Origin of the sequence: Rhodobacter sp. Har01 (genome assembly GCF_020564565.1) — a bacterium.
In the GTDB taxonomy this organism is placed as follows: domain Bacteria; phylum Pseudomonadota; class Alphaproteobacteria; order Rhodobacterales; family Rhodobacteraceae; genus Pseudogemmobacter.
This window is the reverse complement of sequence record NZ_JAJCTD010000011.1, coordinates 1-12570: the sequence shown is the minus strand read 5'-3', so window position 1 is coordinate 12570 and position 12570 is coordinate 1. Positions and strand designations below refer to the sequence as shown.

Annotated in this window: 26 protein-coding genes and 1 pseudogene; 1 reads left to right on the top strand and 26 read right to left on the bottom strand. The window is 64.0% G+C overall.

Translation table 11 applies throughout. The annotated features are described in order from the left end of the window. Positions 1–155: 155 nt before the first annotated feature. From LHP98_RS17965 to rpmC, 13 genes are all read right to left on the bottom strand, one after another. Positions 156–554, bottom strand: a complete 399-nt coding sequence (locus tag LHP98_RS17965; protein WP_227253938.1) for an ectoine synthase — start codon at positions 552–554, stop codon at positions 156–158. A gap of 99 nt (positions 555–653) precedes the next feature. Then, positions 654–1094 carry a GFA family protein gene (locus LHP98_RS17960; RefSeq protein ID WP_227253937.1) on the bottom strand — a complete coding sequence of 147 codons (441 nt, stop codon included), beginning with the start codon at positions 1092–1094 and terminating at the stop codon, positions 654–656. Positions 1095–1428: 334 nt separating this feature from the next. Beyond that, a complete protein-coding gene (gene rpmD, locus LHP98_RS17955) occupies positions 1429–1647 on the bottom strand; it encodes a 50S ribosomal protein L30 (protein WP_227253936.1) in 219 nt (72 codons plus the stop codon). A gap of 2 nt (positions 1648–1649) precedes the next feature. Further along, the gene (rpsE, locus tag LHP98_RS17950) at positions 1650–2225 is read right to left on the bottom strand and encodes a 30S ribosomal protein S5 (protein ID WP_227253935.1); all 576 of its coding nucleotides are present in this window, start codon (positions 2223–2225) and stop codon (positions 1650–1652) included. Positions 2226–2236: 11 nt separating this feature from the next. Further along, the gene (gene rplR / locus LHP98_RS17945; protein ID WP_227253934.1) at positions 2237–2596 is read right to left on the bottom strand and encodes a 50S ribosomal protein L18; all 360 of its coding nucleotides are present in this window, start codon (positions 2594–2596) and stop codon (positions 2237–2239) included. A 14-nt stretch (positions 2597–2610) separates the two neighbouring features. Continuing rightward, entirely contained in the window at positions 2611–3144 is a 534-nt protein-coding gene (gene rplF / locus LHP98_RS17940) for a 50S ribosomal protein L6 (protein ID WP_227253933.1), read from the bottom strand. Between the two features lie 10 nt (positions 3145–3154). Further along, a complete protein-coding gene (gene rpsH, locus LHP98_RS17935; RefSeq protein WP_227253932.1) occupies positions 3155–3553 on the bottom strand; it encodes a 30S ribosomal protein S8 in 399 nt (132 codons plus the stop codon). 13 nt (positions 3554–3566) lie between these two features. Then, positions 3567–3872, bottom strand: a complete 306-nt coding sequence (rpsN, locus tag LHP98_RS17930; RefSeq protein WP_227253931.1) for a 30S ribosomal protein S14 — start codon at positions 3870–3872, stop codon at positions 3567–3569. Positions 3873–3890: 18 nt separating this feature from the next. Further along, positions 3891–4451, bottom strand: coding sequence for a 50S ribosomal protein L5 (rplE, locus tag LHP98_RS17925; RefSeq protein ID WP_227253930.1), 561 nt, complete (start codon positions 4449–4451; stop codon positions 3891–3893). Next, a complete protein-coding gene (gene rplX / locus LHP98_RS17920) occupies positions 4451–4756 on the bottom strand; it encodes a 50S ribosomal protein L24 (protein WP_227253929.1) in 306 nt (101 codons plus the stop codon). The genes rplE and rplX overlap by 1 nt, the downstream gene beginning before the upstream one ends. After that, positions 4756–5124 (bottom strand): 50S ribosomal protein L14, encoded by a 369-nt coding sequence (gene rplN, locus LHP98_RS17915; RefSeq protein ID WP_013066055.1) that lies wholly within the window; start codon positions 5122–5124, stop codon positions 4756–4758. The genes rplX and rplN overlap by 1 nt, the downstream gene beginning before the upstream one ends. A gap of 64 nt (positions 5125–5188) precedes the next feature. Then, a complete protein-coding gene (rpsQ, locus tag LHP98_RS17910) occupies positions 5189–5428 on the bottom strand; it encodes a 30S ribosomal protein S17 (RefSeq protein WP_108644075.1) in 240 nt (79 codons plus the stop codon). An 11-nt stretch (positions 5429–5439) separates the two neighbouring features. After that, positions 5440–5640, bottom strand: a complete 201-nt coding sequence (gene rpmC, locus LHP98_RS17905; protein ID WP_227253928.1) for a 50S ribosomal protein L29 — start codon at positions 5638–5640, stop codon at positions 5440–5442. Between the two features lie 233 nt (positions 5641–5873). Here rpmC and LHP98_RS17900 point away from each other — a divergent pair, with 233 nt between their 5' ends. Next, complete coding sequence (locus LHP98_RS17900; RefSeq protein WP_227253927.1) at positions 5874–6302, top strand: hypothetical protein; 429 nt, start codon at positions 5874–5876, stop codon at positions 6300–6302. Positions 6303–6308: 6 nt separating this feature from the next. On the opposite strand, the gene brnA is transcribed toward LHP98_RS17900, so the two are convergent. The 13 genes and pseudogenes from brnA to tuf form a co-directional block, all read right to left on the bottom strand. Next, a complete protein-coding gene (gene brnA / locus LHP98_RS17895; RefSeq protein WP_227253926.1) occupies positions 6309–6560 on the bottom strand; it encodes a type II toxin-antitoxin system BrnA family antitoxin in 252 nt (83 codons plus the stop codon). After that, complete coding sequence (locus LHP98_RS17890; protein WP_227253925.1) at positions 6547–6816, bottom strand: BrnT family toxin; 270 nt, start codon at positions 6814–6816, stop codon at positions 6547–6549. Before LHP98_RS17890 ends, brnA begins: the two co-directional genes overlap by 14 nt. Positions 6817–6856: 40 nt before the next feature. Beyond that, positions 6857–7480 carry a TIGR02466 family protein gene (locus LHP98_RS17885; RefSeq protein ID WP_227253924.1) on the bottom strand — a complete coding sequence of 208 codons (624 nt, stop codon included), beginning with the start codon at positions 7478–7480 and terminating at the stop codon, positions 6857–6859. Between the two features lie 80 nt (positions 7481–7560). Then, positions 7561–7974, bottom strand: a complete 414-nt coding sequence (gene rplP / locus LHP98_RS17880) for a 50S ribosomal protein L16 (protein WP_227253923.1) — start codon at positions 7972–7974, stop codon at positions 7561–7563. Positions 7975–7987: 13 nt separating this feature from the next. Further along, on the bottom strand, positions 7988–8719 hold the full coding sequence (rpsC, locus tag LHP98_RS17875; protein ID WP_227253922.1) for a 30S ribosomal protein S3: 732 nt from the start codon (positions 8717–8719) through the stop codon (positions 7988–7990). After that, entirely contained in the window at positions 8719–9099 is a 381-nt protein-coding gene (rplV, locus tag LHP98_RS17870; RefSeq protein ID WP_227253921.1) for a 50S ribosomal protein L22, read from the bottom strand. Before rplV ends, rpsC begins: the two co-directional genes overlap by 1 nt. Positions 9100–9102: 3 nt before the next feature. Next, positions 9103–9381, bottom strand: a complete 279-nt coding sequence (rpsS, locus tag LHP98_RS17865) for a 30S ribosomal protein S19 (RefSeq protein ID WP_227253920.1) — start codon at positions 9379–9381, stop codon at positions 9103–9105. A 3-nt stretch (positions 9382–9384) separates the two neighbouring features. Then, the gene (gene rplB, locus LHP98_RS17860) at positions 9385–10224 is read right to left on the bottom strand and encodes a 50S ribosomal protein L2 (RefSeq protein WP_227253919.1); all 840 of its coding nucleotides are present in this window, start codon (positions 10222–10224) and stop codon (positions 9385–9387) included. 162 nt (positions 10225–10386) lie between these two features. Further along, positions 10387–10683, bottom strand: coding sequence for a 50S ribosomal protein L23 (locus tag LHP98_RS17855; RefSeq protein ID WP_227253918.1), 297 nt, complete (start codon positions 10681–10683; stop codon positions 10387–10389). Next, complete coding sequence (gene rplD / locus LHP98_RS17850) at positions 10680–11300, bottom strand: 50S ribosomal protein L4 (RefSeq protein ID WP_227253917.1); 621 nt, start codon at positions 11298–11300, stop codon at positions 10680–10682. Before rplD ends, LHP98_RS17855 begins: the two co-directional genes overlap by 4 nt. Then, positions 11297–12025 (bottom strand): 50S ribosomal protein L3, encoded by a 729-nt coding sequence (gene rplC, locus LHP98_RS17845; RefSeq protein WP_227253916.1) that lies wholly within the window; start codon positions 12023–12025, stop codon positions 11297–11299. Before rplC ends, rplD begins: the two co-directional genes overlap by 4 nt. A 12-nt stretch (positions 12026–12037) precedes the next feature. Further along, the gene (gene rpsJ / locus LHP98_RS17840; RefSeq protein WP_023666234.1) at positions 12038–12346 is read right to left on the bottom strand and encodes a 30S ribosomal protein S10; all 309 of its coding nucleotides are present in this window, start codon (positions 12344–12346) and stop codon (positions 12038–12040) included. 60 nt (positions 12347–12406) lie between these two features. Beyond that, positions 12407–12570, bottom strand: a pseudogene (gene tuf, locus LHP98_RS17835) (elongation factor Tu); the annotation flags it as partial.

The following is a 12570-nucleotide window of genomic DNA, read 5'->3' as shown; positions in this document are numbered from 1 at the left end:
CACGGCATTTCTTGTTGATTCTCGCGGCCGGATCGGGCCACCGCGGGGCCATACACCCTTGCCGGGGGTCTGGCAAGCAAAGACGGGTGTCCCATCATGGGACACTTCGGGCCGCAAAGGATTCCAATGGGTTACGGCCCCGACTTAAGGATTTGTTAGGAAATCCCCCCCACCGGCGCCGGATAGCTACCCGAGGCATCGTGCTTTTCCGTGCCTGTCAGCGCCGGGGTAAAGATGCAGATGATGCGCATGTCGCTGCGGATGGCCCGCAAGACATGGGCCTCGTGCCGGTCCAGCACATAGACGGTGCCGGGCGCCAGGGGAAATACCTCGCCCGAGACGACGTTCACCACCTCGCCCCAGCCTTCGATGACGTAGTTGGTCTCGACGTGGTTGCGGTACTCCAGATGCTGCTCGGTGCCCTCGCGGCAGATGGTGTCGTGCAGCGAATAGCCCAGACCATCGGCGGCCAAGAGGATGCGGCGGCTCTCGAAGGCTTCGCCCTTCACATGGGCGGGCGTGTTCAGGATGGAGGCGAGGGTGCGGACGATCATCGGGCTTTCCGTATGGGGTGCGGGGCCGTGAAAGGGCCGGAAAGCCTTGGGGCGGGGCTCACCCGCCCCAGCGATCATGGCCCGCGCGCGGCGACCGGATCAAGCCCCCGCCGGCCAGTGGAATTCGGGGCGCAGGCCGGAATAGACGGGGCGGCCATCGGTGGGGGCGGGATAGCCCTTCGTTTCGTCCCAGAAGGCATGGTAGGTCGCCTTGGGGAAGGCCGCGTCGTCATAGCCCATGACGTTGGGCACCGCCACACGGATGCGTTTCTGCTTGTCGTCCAGCATCAGCACCGCCCCGCAATCGGTACAGAGACAAATCTCCAGCGGCCCATCGGGGTTCTGCGCGTTGAAGGGGACACGCTTCATCTTCTCCGGGTGGTCAGCCTGGATGTCGCCGTGGTTGAAGAAGGCGACATGCGTGCTGTGCTGCCCGGTGACGGCCTTGCAGACGTTGCAGTGGCATTCGTGATTGTCGATCGGCTCGGCCGACGCCGTCACATGGACATGCGCGCAGCCCCCGGCATATTTCGCGGCCATGGGTCTCTCCCTCCCCTATACCCCCCTGCCGCCCCCTCTCCTCAAGGCGCGGCCGAGTCGGGAAAGAGCGTAGCACCGATGCAGGAAATCGCGAAACGGTCGAGCCGGGGGCCAGAGGGCCGGACAGCGACCGTCCGGTGGACGGTCGCCCGGCCCGATTGCCCGGGGGCCGCAAGGCCGCAGGGCAAGGGGCGTGCGGCCGGGGCCGCAGGCTGGGAAATCGGGCAAGGGCAAGCGAAGGCCCTGAATGCAAAGCGCCCCCGCGTTTCCGCGGGGGCGCTTGATTTTGATCGGGCGGTGGGCGGATTGCCCTCCCTGCGCCCGGCGCAGGCGATTAGCCGCGCTCTTCGATGATCGTCACCAGGTGGCTGATCTTGTTGACCATGCCGCGCACGGCCGGGGTGTCTTCCAGCTCGCGCGTGCGGTTCATCTTGTTCAGGCCAAGGCCCTTGAGGGTCGCGGTCTGCTTTTCGGGACGGCGGGCGGCCGAGGCCACCTGCTTCACGACGATCGTCTTCTTTGCCGCATCCGCGGCGGGCGTCTTCTTTGCCATGATCAGGCCTCCACCGCTTCGGTTTCCGGCTTGCGCAGGATCTCGGCGACCTTCTTGCCACGACGCGCCGCCACCGACCGGGGCGAGGTTTCGTGCTTGAGACCGTCGAAGGTGGCGCGGATCATGTTGTAGGGGTTGGTCGAGCCGATGCACTTGGCAACGACATCCTGAATGCCAACCATTTCGAACACGGCGCGCATCGGGCCGCCGGCGATGATGCCGGTGCCCGCAACGGCGGTGCGCATAACGACCTTGCCGGCGCCGTGACGCCCTTCCATGTCGTGGTGCAGGGTGCGGCCGTCGCGCAGGGCGACGCGGACCATGCTGCGCTTGGCCTGCTCGGTGGCCTTGCGGATGGCCTCGGGCACTTCTTTCGCCTTGCCCTTGCCAAAGCCGACACGGCCGCGCTGGTCACCGACCACCACGAGAGCCGCAAAGCCGAAGCGCTTGCCGCCCTTCACCGTCTTGGACACCCGGTTGATCGCCACCAGACGGTCAGCGAATTCCGGCGTTTCCTCGGCCCGATCACGCCGGTCGCCGCCACGCTGGCCGTCCCGACGGTTGTCACGTTCTGCCATTTGATCTCTCCTCAGAACTTCAGGCCGCCTTCACGGGCAGCATCGGCCAAAGCCTTGATCTTGCCGTGAAAGAGGAAACCGCCGCGGTCGAAGTAGCATACTTCGACGCCAGCCTTCTTGGCCCGTTCGGCAATTGCCGCACCGATCTTGGCCGCCGCTTCGACGTTGTTCTTGCCGACGAAGCCGAGATCCTTCTCGAGCGTCGAGGCAGCAGCAACGGTCACGCCCTTGGCATCGTCGATCAACTGGACCGAGATGTTCTTGGACGAGCGGTGGACAGACAGACGCAGACGGCCGTGCGAGGTCGACTTGATCTTGTTCCGGACGCGCATGCGGCGCTTGAGGAACAGCTCTCTCTTGGTGTTCGCCATTTCTTTCGCGCCCCTTACTTCTTCTTGCCTTCCTTGCGGAAGATATACTCATCGCGGTAGCGGATGCCCTTGCCCTTGTAGGGCTCGGGGGCGCGCCATTCGCGGATGTTCGCGGCGACCTGGCCGACCAGTTGCTGGTCGATGCCTTCCACGATGATCTCGGTCTGCTTCGGGGTGGTGACGGTCACCCCCTTCGGCACTTCGAAGTTCACTTCGTGGCTGTAGCCAAGCGAAAGCTTCAGGATGTTGCCCGCCGCCGCGGCACGATAGCCGACGCCGGTGATGTCCATTTCCCTCTTGAAGCCAGTGGTGACGCCGGTGACCAGGTTGTCGATCATCGAGCGGGTCATGCCCCACTGCTGACGCGCGCGCTTGGACAGCCCGCGCGGGGTGACCTTGATCACATCGCCTTCGATGGCGATGGTGACATCGTCGCCCGCGGTGAAGCTGCGGGTGCCTTTCGGCCCCTTCACTTCGATGGTCTGGCCGCTGACCGAGGCAGAGGTGCCTTTGCTCAGCGTGACGGGTTTCTTGCCGATACGGGACATTCCACCCTCCTCAGAACACGGTGCAAAGCACTTCGCCGCCAACATTGGCAGCGCGTGCATTTGCATCGGACATGACGCCTTTCGGCGTGGAGACGATCGAGACACCCAGGCCGTTGCGGACCGAGGGGATTTCCTTGACGCCCATGTACACGCGACGGCCCGGCTTGGAGACCCGCTTCAACTCGCGGATGACCGGCTCGCCTTCGTAGTACTTCAGGCTGATGGTGAATTCGCCCTGGCCGTTGGTGGTGTCGGCCTTCTCATAGCCGCGGATGTAGCCTTCCGAGGCCAGCACGTCCAGGACGCGGGCGCGCAGGGTCGAGGCGGGCGAAATCACGGTGGACTTGCCGCGCATCTGCGCGTTGCGAATGCGGGTCAGCATATCGCCGAGAGGATCGTTCATCGACATCTTCTGTCCTCCCTTACCAGCTCGACTTGACCATGCCGGGGATCTGGCCGAACGAGGCCAGTTCACGCAGCATGATGCGGCTGAGCTTGAGCTTGCGATAATACGCATGCGGACGGCCCGTCAGCTGGCAGCGGTTGTGGATCCGCGTCGCCGACGAGTTGCGGGGCAGTTGCGCCAGCTTCTGGGTCGCCTTGAAGCGATCCTCGATGGGCTTCGATTGGTCGTAGATCACCGCCTTGAGCGCGGCCCGCTTGGCAGCATGCTGCTTCACCAGCTTGGCCCGCTTCACTTCGCGGTTCACCATGGATTTCTTTGCCATATCTCAGGTTCCTCGCGATCAGGCCGTGAACGGCATGTTGAAGTGCTTCAGGAGCGACTTCGCTTCCGTGTCGGTCTTCGCCGTGGTGCAGATGATGATGTCCATGCCCAGAACCTCATCGACCTTGTCGAAGTTGATTTCCGGGAAGACGATTTGCTCTTTCAGGCCCATGGCATAGTTGCCGCGGCCGTCGAAAGAGGTTGCCTTGACGCCGCGGAAGTCGCGGACGCGGGGCAGCGCCACGTTGATCAGTCGGTCGAGGAATTCGTACATCCGGTCGCCGCGCAGGGTGACCTTGCAGCCCAAGGGCATCTCTTCGCGCACCCGGAAGGTGGCAATCGACTTGCGGGCCTTGGTGATCACGGCCTTCTGGCCGGCGATCTGCGCCAGTTCCTCGGCGGCCTGCTTCACCTTCTTGGTGTCCTTGACCGCTTCGCCGACGCCCATGTTCAGCACGATCTTGTCAAGGCGCGGGATCTGCATGTCGTTCTTGTAGGAGAATTCCTCCTTCAAGGCGGCGCGGATCTTGTCCTTGTACTCGGCTTTCAGGCGCGGGGTATAGGTTTGCACGTCCAGCATCAGATCGCCTCCCCGGTGGTCTTGGCGAAACGCACCTTCTTGTCGCCTTCGACGCGGAAGCCGACGCGGGTGGCCTTGCCGGTCTTGTCGACCAGCGCGAGGTTCGACAGGTCGATCGGCATTGCCTTGGGCAGGCGGCCACCTTGCGACGCGGCCGAGGCCTTGGTGTGGCGGATCGAGACGTTCACGCCGTCGACGACGGCCTGGTTGTCCTTCGGCATGACGGCGGAAATCTCGCCGGTCTTGCCCTTGTCCTTGCCGGTGAGCACGATCACCGTGTCACCCTTGCGGAGCTTGGCGGCCATCACAGCACCTCCGGCGCAAGCGAGATGATCTTCATGAAGTTCTTGGCCCGCAGTTCGCGCACGACCGGCCCGAAGATACGGGTGCCGACCGGTTCGCCCTGGTTGTTCAGGATGACGGCGGCATTGCGGTCGAAGCGGATCGCGGTGCCGTCTTCACGGCGAACTTCCTTGGCGGTGCGAACGACAACGGCCTTGCGGACGTCACCCTTCTTCACGCGGCCTTTCGGAATGGCTTCCTTCACCGACACCACGATGATGTCGCCGACCGAAGCATAGCGGCGGTGCGAGCCGCCAAGAACCTTGATGCACTGCACCCGGCGCGCGCCGGAGTTGTCAGCGACATCCAGATTCGTCTGCATCTGGATCATTTGTCAGTCTCCCGACCTTCAGGGACCGGTTGCGGCCCTGGGGTTTCGTTCGAGACCGCGGGACTTAAGCCGAAGCTTCGGTCACCACGGTCCAGCGTTTCGTCTTCGAGATCGGCGCGCATTCTTCGATGCGCACGGTATCGCCGACCTTGAACTTGTTCTCCGCGTCATGGGCGCGGTATTTCTTCGACTTGCGGACGGTCTTCTGCAGCAGCGGGTGCTTGAAGCGACGTTCGACAAGAACGGTGATCGTCTGCTCGTTCTTGTCCGAGGTGACGACGCCTTGCAGGATGCGTTTCGGCATTGGTTTTCCCCTTACTTCGCAGCTTCGACGGCTTTTTGGCCGAGAACGGTCTTGATGCGGGCGACGTCGCGACGGACGGCGCGCATGCGGGCGGTGTTCTCAAGCTGGTTGGTCGCAGCCTGGAAGCGCAGGTTGAACGCTTCCTTCTTCAACTGGACCAGGCTGTCGCGCAGCTGGTCGGGGGTCTTGGCCTTCAGTTCCTTGGCGTCCATTGCGCCCTTCCTTCCACAATCGCCAGACGGCCCCTGCGTGCAGGGTCACCGTGGACCTGGCGGATCAATGACAAACCGTCGAGTCCGAGTCGCCCCGGAATCGCGGATGCGCCCGTATAGGGGGGAAGGGGGTGGGGGGGCAAGGGGGAAGTTGGGGGTCAACGTTCGTGGACAAGCCAAGAACCTTGCATCACCATGCGATCCAACTGGCGTTCAGAGATAAGGTGGTTCGCATGGGCAAGCTTACAGTTTCAGTTGACAGGAACGCAGACCTAAAGGCCCTGAGAAAACTCGAAGCAGCCGGTCTGGTCGAACTCTTTGGTGTCTCAATCGAGGGCATTCAAGACACAAAGAAGCTCAAGAACCAAGAACCACCAATCGCGGTGTGGGACTCACCCCTTGGTGGATGGGACAAATCTGTCTGGGCCAGCGATGACTCGAAGTATTCGGAGATCGAAAGGATCGTAGGCAGACAGAACCACGGCGACTGCCTTCATCTAGAGAGGCATATCGAAAGCAAACGCGACGTGTTCGTCACCGACGACAAACACTTCCTGTCTTGTCGCCATCAGTTGAGCGAGGCGTTCGGGGTAACCATTCTGACGGTTAGCGAGTTGACGGAGCGTTTAGCAGGATCGGCATCTGGCGAAGGTGCGCTGTAGCGCACCCTACCCCAACTTCTCCGCAATCCACATCTTGATCAGCGACTGCCGCGTGACGCCCAGTCGCCCGGCTTCCTTGTCGAGGTCTCGAACCATCCAGGCCGGGAAGTCCACGTTCACCCGCCGCGGTTCCTGATTGGGGCGGCGGGCTTTGGACCAGTCGAAAAACTCACTGACGTCTTCACCGTTGTCGAACTTCTCGTCCAACTCGGCCGCCGTGATTGCCTTGGGTGCCTTCGTGGTCTCATTCGCCTTCATAGTATCCTACCTCCTCTTTCCGTGCCCGCCGGACCGAGATGATGCGGATCGCTTCCCCGCGCAACGTGCAGATCGCGGTCCAGTGCTTGCCAGCGATCCGGCCAATTGCGAGGAAACGCTCCTCATCGGCCAAACGGGCCTTCGACAAGACAACCTCAAGCCCGCCATCCAGCCACAACGCCTGCGCCTCGACGAAGTCGATGCCGTGCTTGTCCTTGTTGGCGGCGCTTTTGGCCGGGTCGAACTCGAACTCCATGGGGCAATATAGGATCGAAACTATACCGTTTCAATCCTTCTCAAGCCCAGCCGTAGTTGAAGCTGACCGAGATCCGGTCTTCCTCGGCCATGTTCATCGGGACTTCGTGACGCAGCCAGCTTTCCCAGAGGAGGACCTCGCCGACCGAGGGCTTGACGTAGACGAAGCGCTGCAGCTCGGGTGCCGCGTCCTTCTTCACCACCGGGGCCAGCATCATCATCGGCAGGCGGGGGTCTTCCAGCTTCAGGGCGCTGGTGCCTTCGGGCATGGCCACGTAGGTGGTGCCGGAGATCACCGAATGCGGGTGGATGTGGCTGGCGTGGGTGCCGCCCTGGGGCAGGATGTTGATCCAGAGCGCGTTGCATTTCAGCTTCCTGCCCTGAAGGTCGAAGCCGAGGTCGTCGCAGAAGGCGGCGACGTGGCGGTCCAGCGCCTTTTCCACCAGACCGAAGATCGGGAACCGCCAGGGCAGGTCGTTCAGCGAGGCATAGGAGGTGTAGCCGGGATAGCCCTGCTCCTCGCACCAGGCCTGGCCGGCCTCGTCATCGTCGGCGATGGCCTCGCAGCTGTCGCGCAGCTCTTCGGGGTCGACCTTGCGGCGGGCGAGGTCATTCAGCCGCGCGCGATAGAGGCGGGTGACGAAGAGCGAGGTGATCTCGGCCATGGCGGGCTCCTTGCAACGAAAAGCCCCCGCCGTTTCCGGCAGGGGCCATGTTTCCCGGGTCGGGGCTTGCGCCCCTGCCCCTACCAGTCTTCGCGGGCGACGATGCGCGAGGTCACCGGAAGCTTCATCGCGCCAAGGCGCAGGGCTTCGCGGGCGATTTCCTCGTTCACGCCGTCGATCTCGAACATGATCCGGCCGGGCTGGACCTTGGCGGCCCAGTATTCGGTCGAACCCTTGCCCGAGCCCATCCGCACTTCCACCGGCTTGGCCGAGACCGGAACATCCGGGAAAATGCGGATCCAGACCCGGCCCTGGCGCTTCATGTGGCGGGTGATCGCGCGGCGGGCCGCCTCGATCTGCCGCGCGGTGACGCGCTCGGGCTCGGTCGCCTTGAGGGCGAAGGAGCCGAAGTTCAGCAGGAACCCACCCTTGGCTTCGCCATGGATGCGGCCCTTGTGCATCTTGCGGTATTTGGTGCGCTTCGGTTGCAGCATCTCTTGTTACTCCTTACGCGCGTTCGCGGTCGCGGTCGCCGCGTTCACGACGCGGGCCGCGCGACGACGGGCCTTCGGCCGCTTCCGCCAGGCGGCGGTCGTGGGCCTGCGGATCGTGTTCCAGGATCTCGCCCTTGAAGATCCAGACCTTGACGCCGATGATCCCGTAGGGGGTTTCGGCCTCGCTCAGCGCATAGTCGATGTCGGCGCGCAGGGTGTGCAGCGGCACACGGCCTTCGCGATACCACTCGGTCCGGGCGATTTCGGCGCCGCCAAGACGGCCGGCGACGTTCACGCGGATGCCAAGCGCCCCCATCCGCATCGCGTTCTGCACGCCGCGCTTCATGGCGCGACGGAAGGACACGCGGCGTTCCATCTGCTGGGCGATCGATTCGGCCACCAGCTGGGCGTCGACTTCCGGCTTGCGGACCTCGACGATGTTGAGGTGCAGTTCCGACTTGGTGAAGGCGGTCAGCTTCTTGCGCAGGGTTTCGATATCGGCGCCCTTCTTGCCGATGATCACGCCCGGGCGCGCGGTGAAGATCGTCACGCGGCACTTCTTGTGCGGCCGCTCGATGATGACCTTGCTGACGCCGGCCTGCTTGACTTCCTTGTGGATGAACTCGCGCATCCGCAGGTCTTCCAGCAGCAGATTGCCATAGTCCTTGGACTCGGCGAACCAGCGGCTGTCCCAGGTCCGGTTGACCTGCAGGCGCATCCCGATCGGGTTGACCTTCTGACCCATTACGCAGTCTCCCCGACTTGACGCACCTTGATGGTGATCTCGCTGAACGGTTTCATGATCTTGCCGAAGCGGCCACGGGCCCGCGGACGGCCCCGCTTCATCACCAGGTTCTTGCCGACCCAGGCTTCCGCGACGACCAGGCTGTCGACGTCGAGGTTGTGGTTGTTCTCGGCGTTGGCAATGGCCGACTGCAGGCACTTCTTCACGTCACCGGCGATGCGGCGCTTGGAGAAGGTCAGGTCAGCCAGGGCCTTGTCCACCTTCTTGCCGCGGATCATGCCCGCGACCAGGTTCAGCTTCTGCGGGCTGGTGCGCAGCATGCGCGCAATCGCCATCGCCTCGTTGTCCGCCACGCGGCGGGGGTTCTTTTCCGCACCCATGGCTTATTTCCTCTTCGCTTTCTTGTCGGCGGCGTGGCCGTGGTAGGTCCGGGTCGGCGAGTATTCACCGAACTTCTGGCCGATCATCTCTTCCGTCACCGCGACGGGGATATGCTTCTTGCCGTTGTAGACGCCGAAGGTCAGGCCCACGAACTGCGGCAGGATGGTGGAGCGGCGCGACCAGATCTTGATCACCTCGCTCTTGCCCGAGGCGCGCGAGGTCTCTGCCTTCTTCAGCAGATAGCCATCGACGAACGGGCCTTTCCAGATGGAACGGGACATGGATCAGCGCCCTTTCTTCTTGGCGTGGCGCGAGCGGACGATGTACTTGTCCGTCTCTTTGTTCGAGCGGGTGCGGTTGCCCTTGGTGCCCTTGCCCCAAGGTGTGACCGGGTGACGGCCGCCCGAGGTGCGGCCTTCGCCGCCGCCGTGCGGGTGGTCGATCGGGTTCATTGCGACACCGCGCACCGTCGGGCGGATGCCCTTGTAGCGCATGCGGCCCGCCTTGCCGAAGTTCTGGTTGCTGTTGTCGGGGTTCGACACGGCACCGATGGTGGCCATGCATTCCTGCCGGACCATCCGCAACTCGCCCGACGACAGGCGGATCTGCGCGTAGGAGCCGTCACGGCCGACGAACTGCGCATAGGTGCCGGCAGCGCGGGCCATCTGGCCGCCCTTGCCGGGCTTCAGCTCGACATTGTGGACGATCGTGCCGATCGGCATGCCGCTGAACGGCATCGCGTTGCCCGGCTTGACGTCGACCTTGGCGCCGGCAACGATGCTGTCGCCCACGGCCAGGCGCTGCGGCGCCAGGATATAGGCCAACTCGCCATCGGGATACTTGACCAGGGCGATGAAGGCGGTGCGGTTCGGGTCATACTCGATCCGCTCGACCACAGCGGGCATGTCCCACTTGCGGCGCTTGAAGTCCACCACGCGGTAGAGGCGCTTGGCCCCGCCGCCCTGGTGCCACATGGTGATACGTCCGGTGTTGTTCCGCCCGCCCTGGCTGATCAAACCCTCGGTAAGGGCTTTGACAGGACGGCCTTTCCACAGCTCCGAACGGTCGATCAGAACCAGCCCGCGCTGGCCAGGCGTCGTCGGCTTATACGACTTGAGTGCCATGATTACTGTCTTCCGTTTGCTTCAGGGTCGCAAGGACCCGGGGTTTAGGGCTCCGAAGATCCCCGGTGGTGTCCCGGGACCGAATTTTCGTCGAAAATTCGGATTCCGGGGGAAAACCAGACGGCCCCGGAAAGCCGGGGCCGCAGGATTCGCGGGCTTCTATCAGAGGCCCGTGGAGACGTCGATAGTGTTCCCGGCTTCCAGGGTCACATAGGCCTTCTTCTTGTCGCTCCGCTCGCCCTGACGGCCGCGGAACTTTTTCGACTTGCCCTTGGTGATGGTGGTGTTCACCGCCTTCACCTTGACGCCGAAGACGGCCTCGACCGCCTCCTTGATCTGCGGCTTGGTCGCCGTCATCGCAACCTGGAAGACCACCGCCCCCGCCTCCGAGGCCATGGTGGCCTTTTCGGTGATGATCGGCTTCTTGATCAGGTCGTAGTGTTCGGGTTTCGCGGTCATTTCAGTCGGGCCTCCAGGGCTTCGACACCGGCCTTCGTGATCACCAGGGTGTCGCGCTTGAGGATGTCATAGACGTTGGCGCCGATGGTCGGCAGCACGTCGATGCCGTCGATGTTGCGGGCGGCCAGCGCGAAGTTCGCGTCGACCGTCGCCCCGTCGATCACCAGCACGCGCTTCCAGCCCCGCTCGGACACGGTCTTGGCCAGCATCGCGGTCTTGGCTTCCGCCATCGCCAGGCTGTCCACGATCACCAGCTCACCCGCCTTCAGCTTGGCCGAAAGGGCATGGCGCAGACCCAGGGCCCGCACCTTCTTGGGCAGGTCATGGGCGTGGCTGCGCGGGGTCGGGCCCTTGACGACGCCACCATGGCGGAAGATCGGCGCCTTGCGGGAGCCGTGGCGTGCGCCACCGGTGCCCTTCTGGCGATAGATCTTCTTGGTCGAGTAGGACACTTCGGCGCGGGTCAGCGTCGAATGGGTGCCGGCCTGGGCCTTGGCCCGCTGCCAGCGCACCACGCGGTGCAGGATGTCGGCGCGCGGCTCAAGGCCGAACAGCGCCTCGTCCAGGTCGATGGAGCCGGCCTTGCCGCCGTCCAGCTTGATCACGTCGAGTTTCATGCTTCACCCCCTTCGGCAGCCACTTCGGCAGCCGGAGCAGCAGCGGCGACAGCAGCCCGCACGCCCGCCGGACGCGGGGCGTCCTTGTGGGCCGGCTTCTTCGCCGCATCCTTCACGGTGACCCAGCCGCCGGCCGCACCGGGAACCGCGCCCTTGATCATGATCAGGCCACGGGCAACGTCGGTGCGAACGACCTGCAGATTCTGCGTGGTCACCCGGGCGGCGCCCATGTGGCCGGCCATCTTCTTGCCCTTGAACACCTTGCCGGGGTCCTGGCACTGGCCGGTCGAGCCGTGCGAGCGGTGCGAGACCGACACACCGTGGCTGGCCCGCAGGCCGCCGAAGTTGTGCCGCTTCATCGCGCCGGCAAAGCCCTTGCCGACCGAGGTGCCCGCGACATCCACGAACTGGCCCGCGAGGTAGTGGTCGGCGGTGATTTCCGCGCCCACCTCGATCAGGTTGTCGGGGCTGACCCGGAATTCCGCCAGCTTGCGCTTGGGGGCCACGTTCGCACGCGCGAAGTGGCCGCGCTGCGCGGCGGTGGTGCGGGAGACCTTGGCCGTGCCGGCCCCCAGCTGGACGGCGGTGTAGCCATCCTTGTCGGCGGTGCGCTGGGCAACCACCTGCAGGGCATCCAGCTGCAGCACCGTCACCGGAACCTGCTTGCCGTCTTCCAGGAACAGCCGGGTCATGCCCAGCTTCTTTGCGATAACGCCAGAGCGCATTTCCATGCCCCCTTACACTTTGATTTCGACGTCGACGCCGGCGGCGAGGTCGAGCTTCATCAGCGCGTCCACGGTCTGCGGGGTCGGGTCAACGATGTCGAGAAGGCGCTTGTGGGTGCGGATCTCCCACTGGTCGCGCGACTTCTTGTCGATGTGCGGACCACGGAGAACGGTGAACTTCTCGATCTTGTTCGGCAGCGGGATCGGCCCGCGAACCTGGGCACCCGTGCGTTTCGCCGTATTGACGATTTCCTGCGTGCTGGCATCCAGAACGCGGTAATCGAAGGCTTTCAGCCGGATGCGGATGGTCTGACCTTGCATCTTGTTGGTTTCCTTCGGGAAAGGGATGGGCGGGGGGACCCCCCGCCCGACCGCTTCTGGTTACGCGATGATCTTCGAGACGACGCCGGCGCCGACGGTGCGGCCGCCTTCGCGGATGGCGAAGCGCAGCTTTTCTTCCATCGCGATCGGCGCGATCAGTTCGACCTCGAACTTCAGGTTGTCGCCCGGCATCACCATCTCGGTGCCTTCCGGCAGCTGCACGG

Bases quoted from the DNA above. Each gene is read 5' to 3' on its own strand.
- LHP98_RS17965 (WP_227253938.1), bottom strand. From the start codon at position 554: ATGATCGTCCGCACCCTCGCCTCCATCCTGAACACGCCCGCCCATGTG.
- LHP98_RS17960 (WP_227253937.1), bottom strand. From the start codon at position 1,094: ATGGCCGCGAAATATGCCGGGGGCTGCGCGCATGTCCATGTGACGGCG.
- rpmD (WP_227253936.1), bottom strand. From the start codon at position 1,647: ATGGCAAAGAAGACGCCCGCCGCGGATGCGGCAAAGAAGACGATCGTC.
- rpsE (WP_227253935.1), bottom strand. From the start codon at position 2,225: ATGGCAGAACGTGACAACCGTCGGGACGGCCAGCGTGGCGGCGACCGG.
- rplR (WP_227253934.1), bottom strand. From the start codon at position 2,596: ATGGCGAACACCAAGAGAGAGCTGTTCCTCAAGCGCCGCATGCGCGTC.
- rplF (WP_227253933.1), bottom strand. From the start codon at position 3,144: ATGTCCCGTATCGGCAAGAAACCCGTCACGCTGAGCAAAGGCACCTCT.
- rpsH (WP_227253932.1), bottom strand. From the start codon at position 3,553: ATGTCGATGAACGATCCTCTCGGCGATATGCTGACCCGCATTCGCAAC.
- rpsN (WP_227253931.1), bottom strand. From the start codon at position 3,872: ATGGCAAAGAAATCCATGGTGAACCGCGAAGTGAAGCGGGCCAAGCTG.
- rplE (WP_227253930.1), bottom strand. From the start codon at position 4,451: ATGCTGGACGTGCAAACCTATACCCCGCGCCTGAAAGCCGAGTACAAG.
- rplX (WP_227253929.1), bottom strand. From the start codon at position 4,756: ATGGCCGCCAAGCTCCGCAAGGGTGACACGGTGATCGTGCTCACCGGC.
- rplN (WP_013066055.1), bottom strand. From the start codon at position 5,124: ATGATCCAGATGCAGACGAATCTGGATGTCGCTGACAACTCCGGCGCG.
- rpsQ (WP_108644075.1), bottom strand. From the start codon at position 5,428: ATGCCGAAACGCATCCTGCAAGGCGTCGTCACCTCGGACAAGAACGAG.
- rpmC (WP_227253928.1), bottom strand. From the start codon at position 5,640: ATGGACGCCAAGGAACTGAAGGCCAAGACCCCCGACCAGCTGCGCGAC.
- LHP98_RS17900 (WP_227253927.1), top strand. From the start codon at position 5,874: ATGGGCAAGCTTACAGTTTCAGTTGACAGGAACGCAGACCTAAAGGCC.
- brnA (WP_227253926.1), bottom strand. From the start codon at position 6,560: ATGAAGGCGAATGAGACCACGAAGGCACCCAAGGCAATCACGGCGGCC.
- LHP98_RS17890 (WP_227253925.1), bottom strand. From the start codon at position 6,816: ATGGAGTTCGAGTTCGACCCGGCCAAAAGCGCCGCCAACAAGGACAAG.
- LHP98_RS17885 (WP_227253924.1), bottom strand. From the start codon at position 7,480: ATGGCCGAGATCACCTCGCTCTTCGTCACCCGCCTCTATCGCGCGCGG.
- rplP (WP_227253923.1), bottom strand. From the start codon at position 7,974: ATGCTGCAACCGAAGCGCACCAAATACCGCAAGATGCACAAGGGCCGC.
- rpsC (WP_227253922.1), bottom strand. From the start codon at position 8,719: ATGGGTCAGAAGGTCAACCCGATCGGGATGCGCCTGCAGGTCAACCGG.
- rplV (WP_227253921.1), bottom strand. From the start codon at position 9,099: ATGGGTGCGGAAAAGAACCCCCGCCGCGTGGCGGACAACGAGGCGATG.
- rpsS (WP_227253920.1), bottom strand. From the start codon at position 9,381: ATGTCCCGTTCCATCTGGAAAGGCCCGTTCGTCGATGGCTATCTGCTG.
- rplB (WP_227253919.1), bottom strand. From the start codon at position 10,224: ATGGCACTCAAGTCGTATAAGCCGACGACGCCTGGCCAGCGCGGGCTG.
- LHP98_RS17855 (WP_227253918.1), bottom strand. From the start codon at position 10,683: ATGACCGCGAAACCCGAACACTACGACCTGATCAAGAAGCCGATCATC.
- rplD (WP_227253917.1), bottom strand. From the start codon at position 11,300: ATGAAACTCGACGTGATCAAGCTGGACGGCGGCAAGGCCGGCTCCATC.
- rplC (WP_227253916.1), bottom strand. From the start codon at position 12,025: ATGCGCTCTGGCGTTATCGCAAAGAAGCTGGGCATGACCCGGCTGTTC.
- rpsJ (WP_023666234.1), bottom strand. From the start codon at position 12,346: ATGCAAGGTCAGACCATCCGCATCCGGCTGAAAGCCTTCGATTACCGC.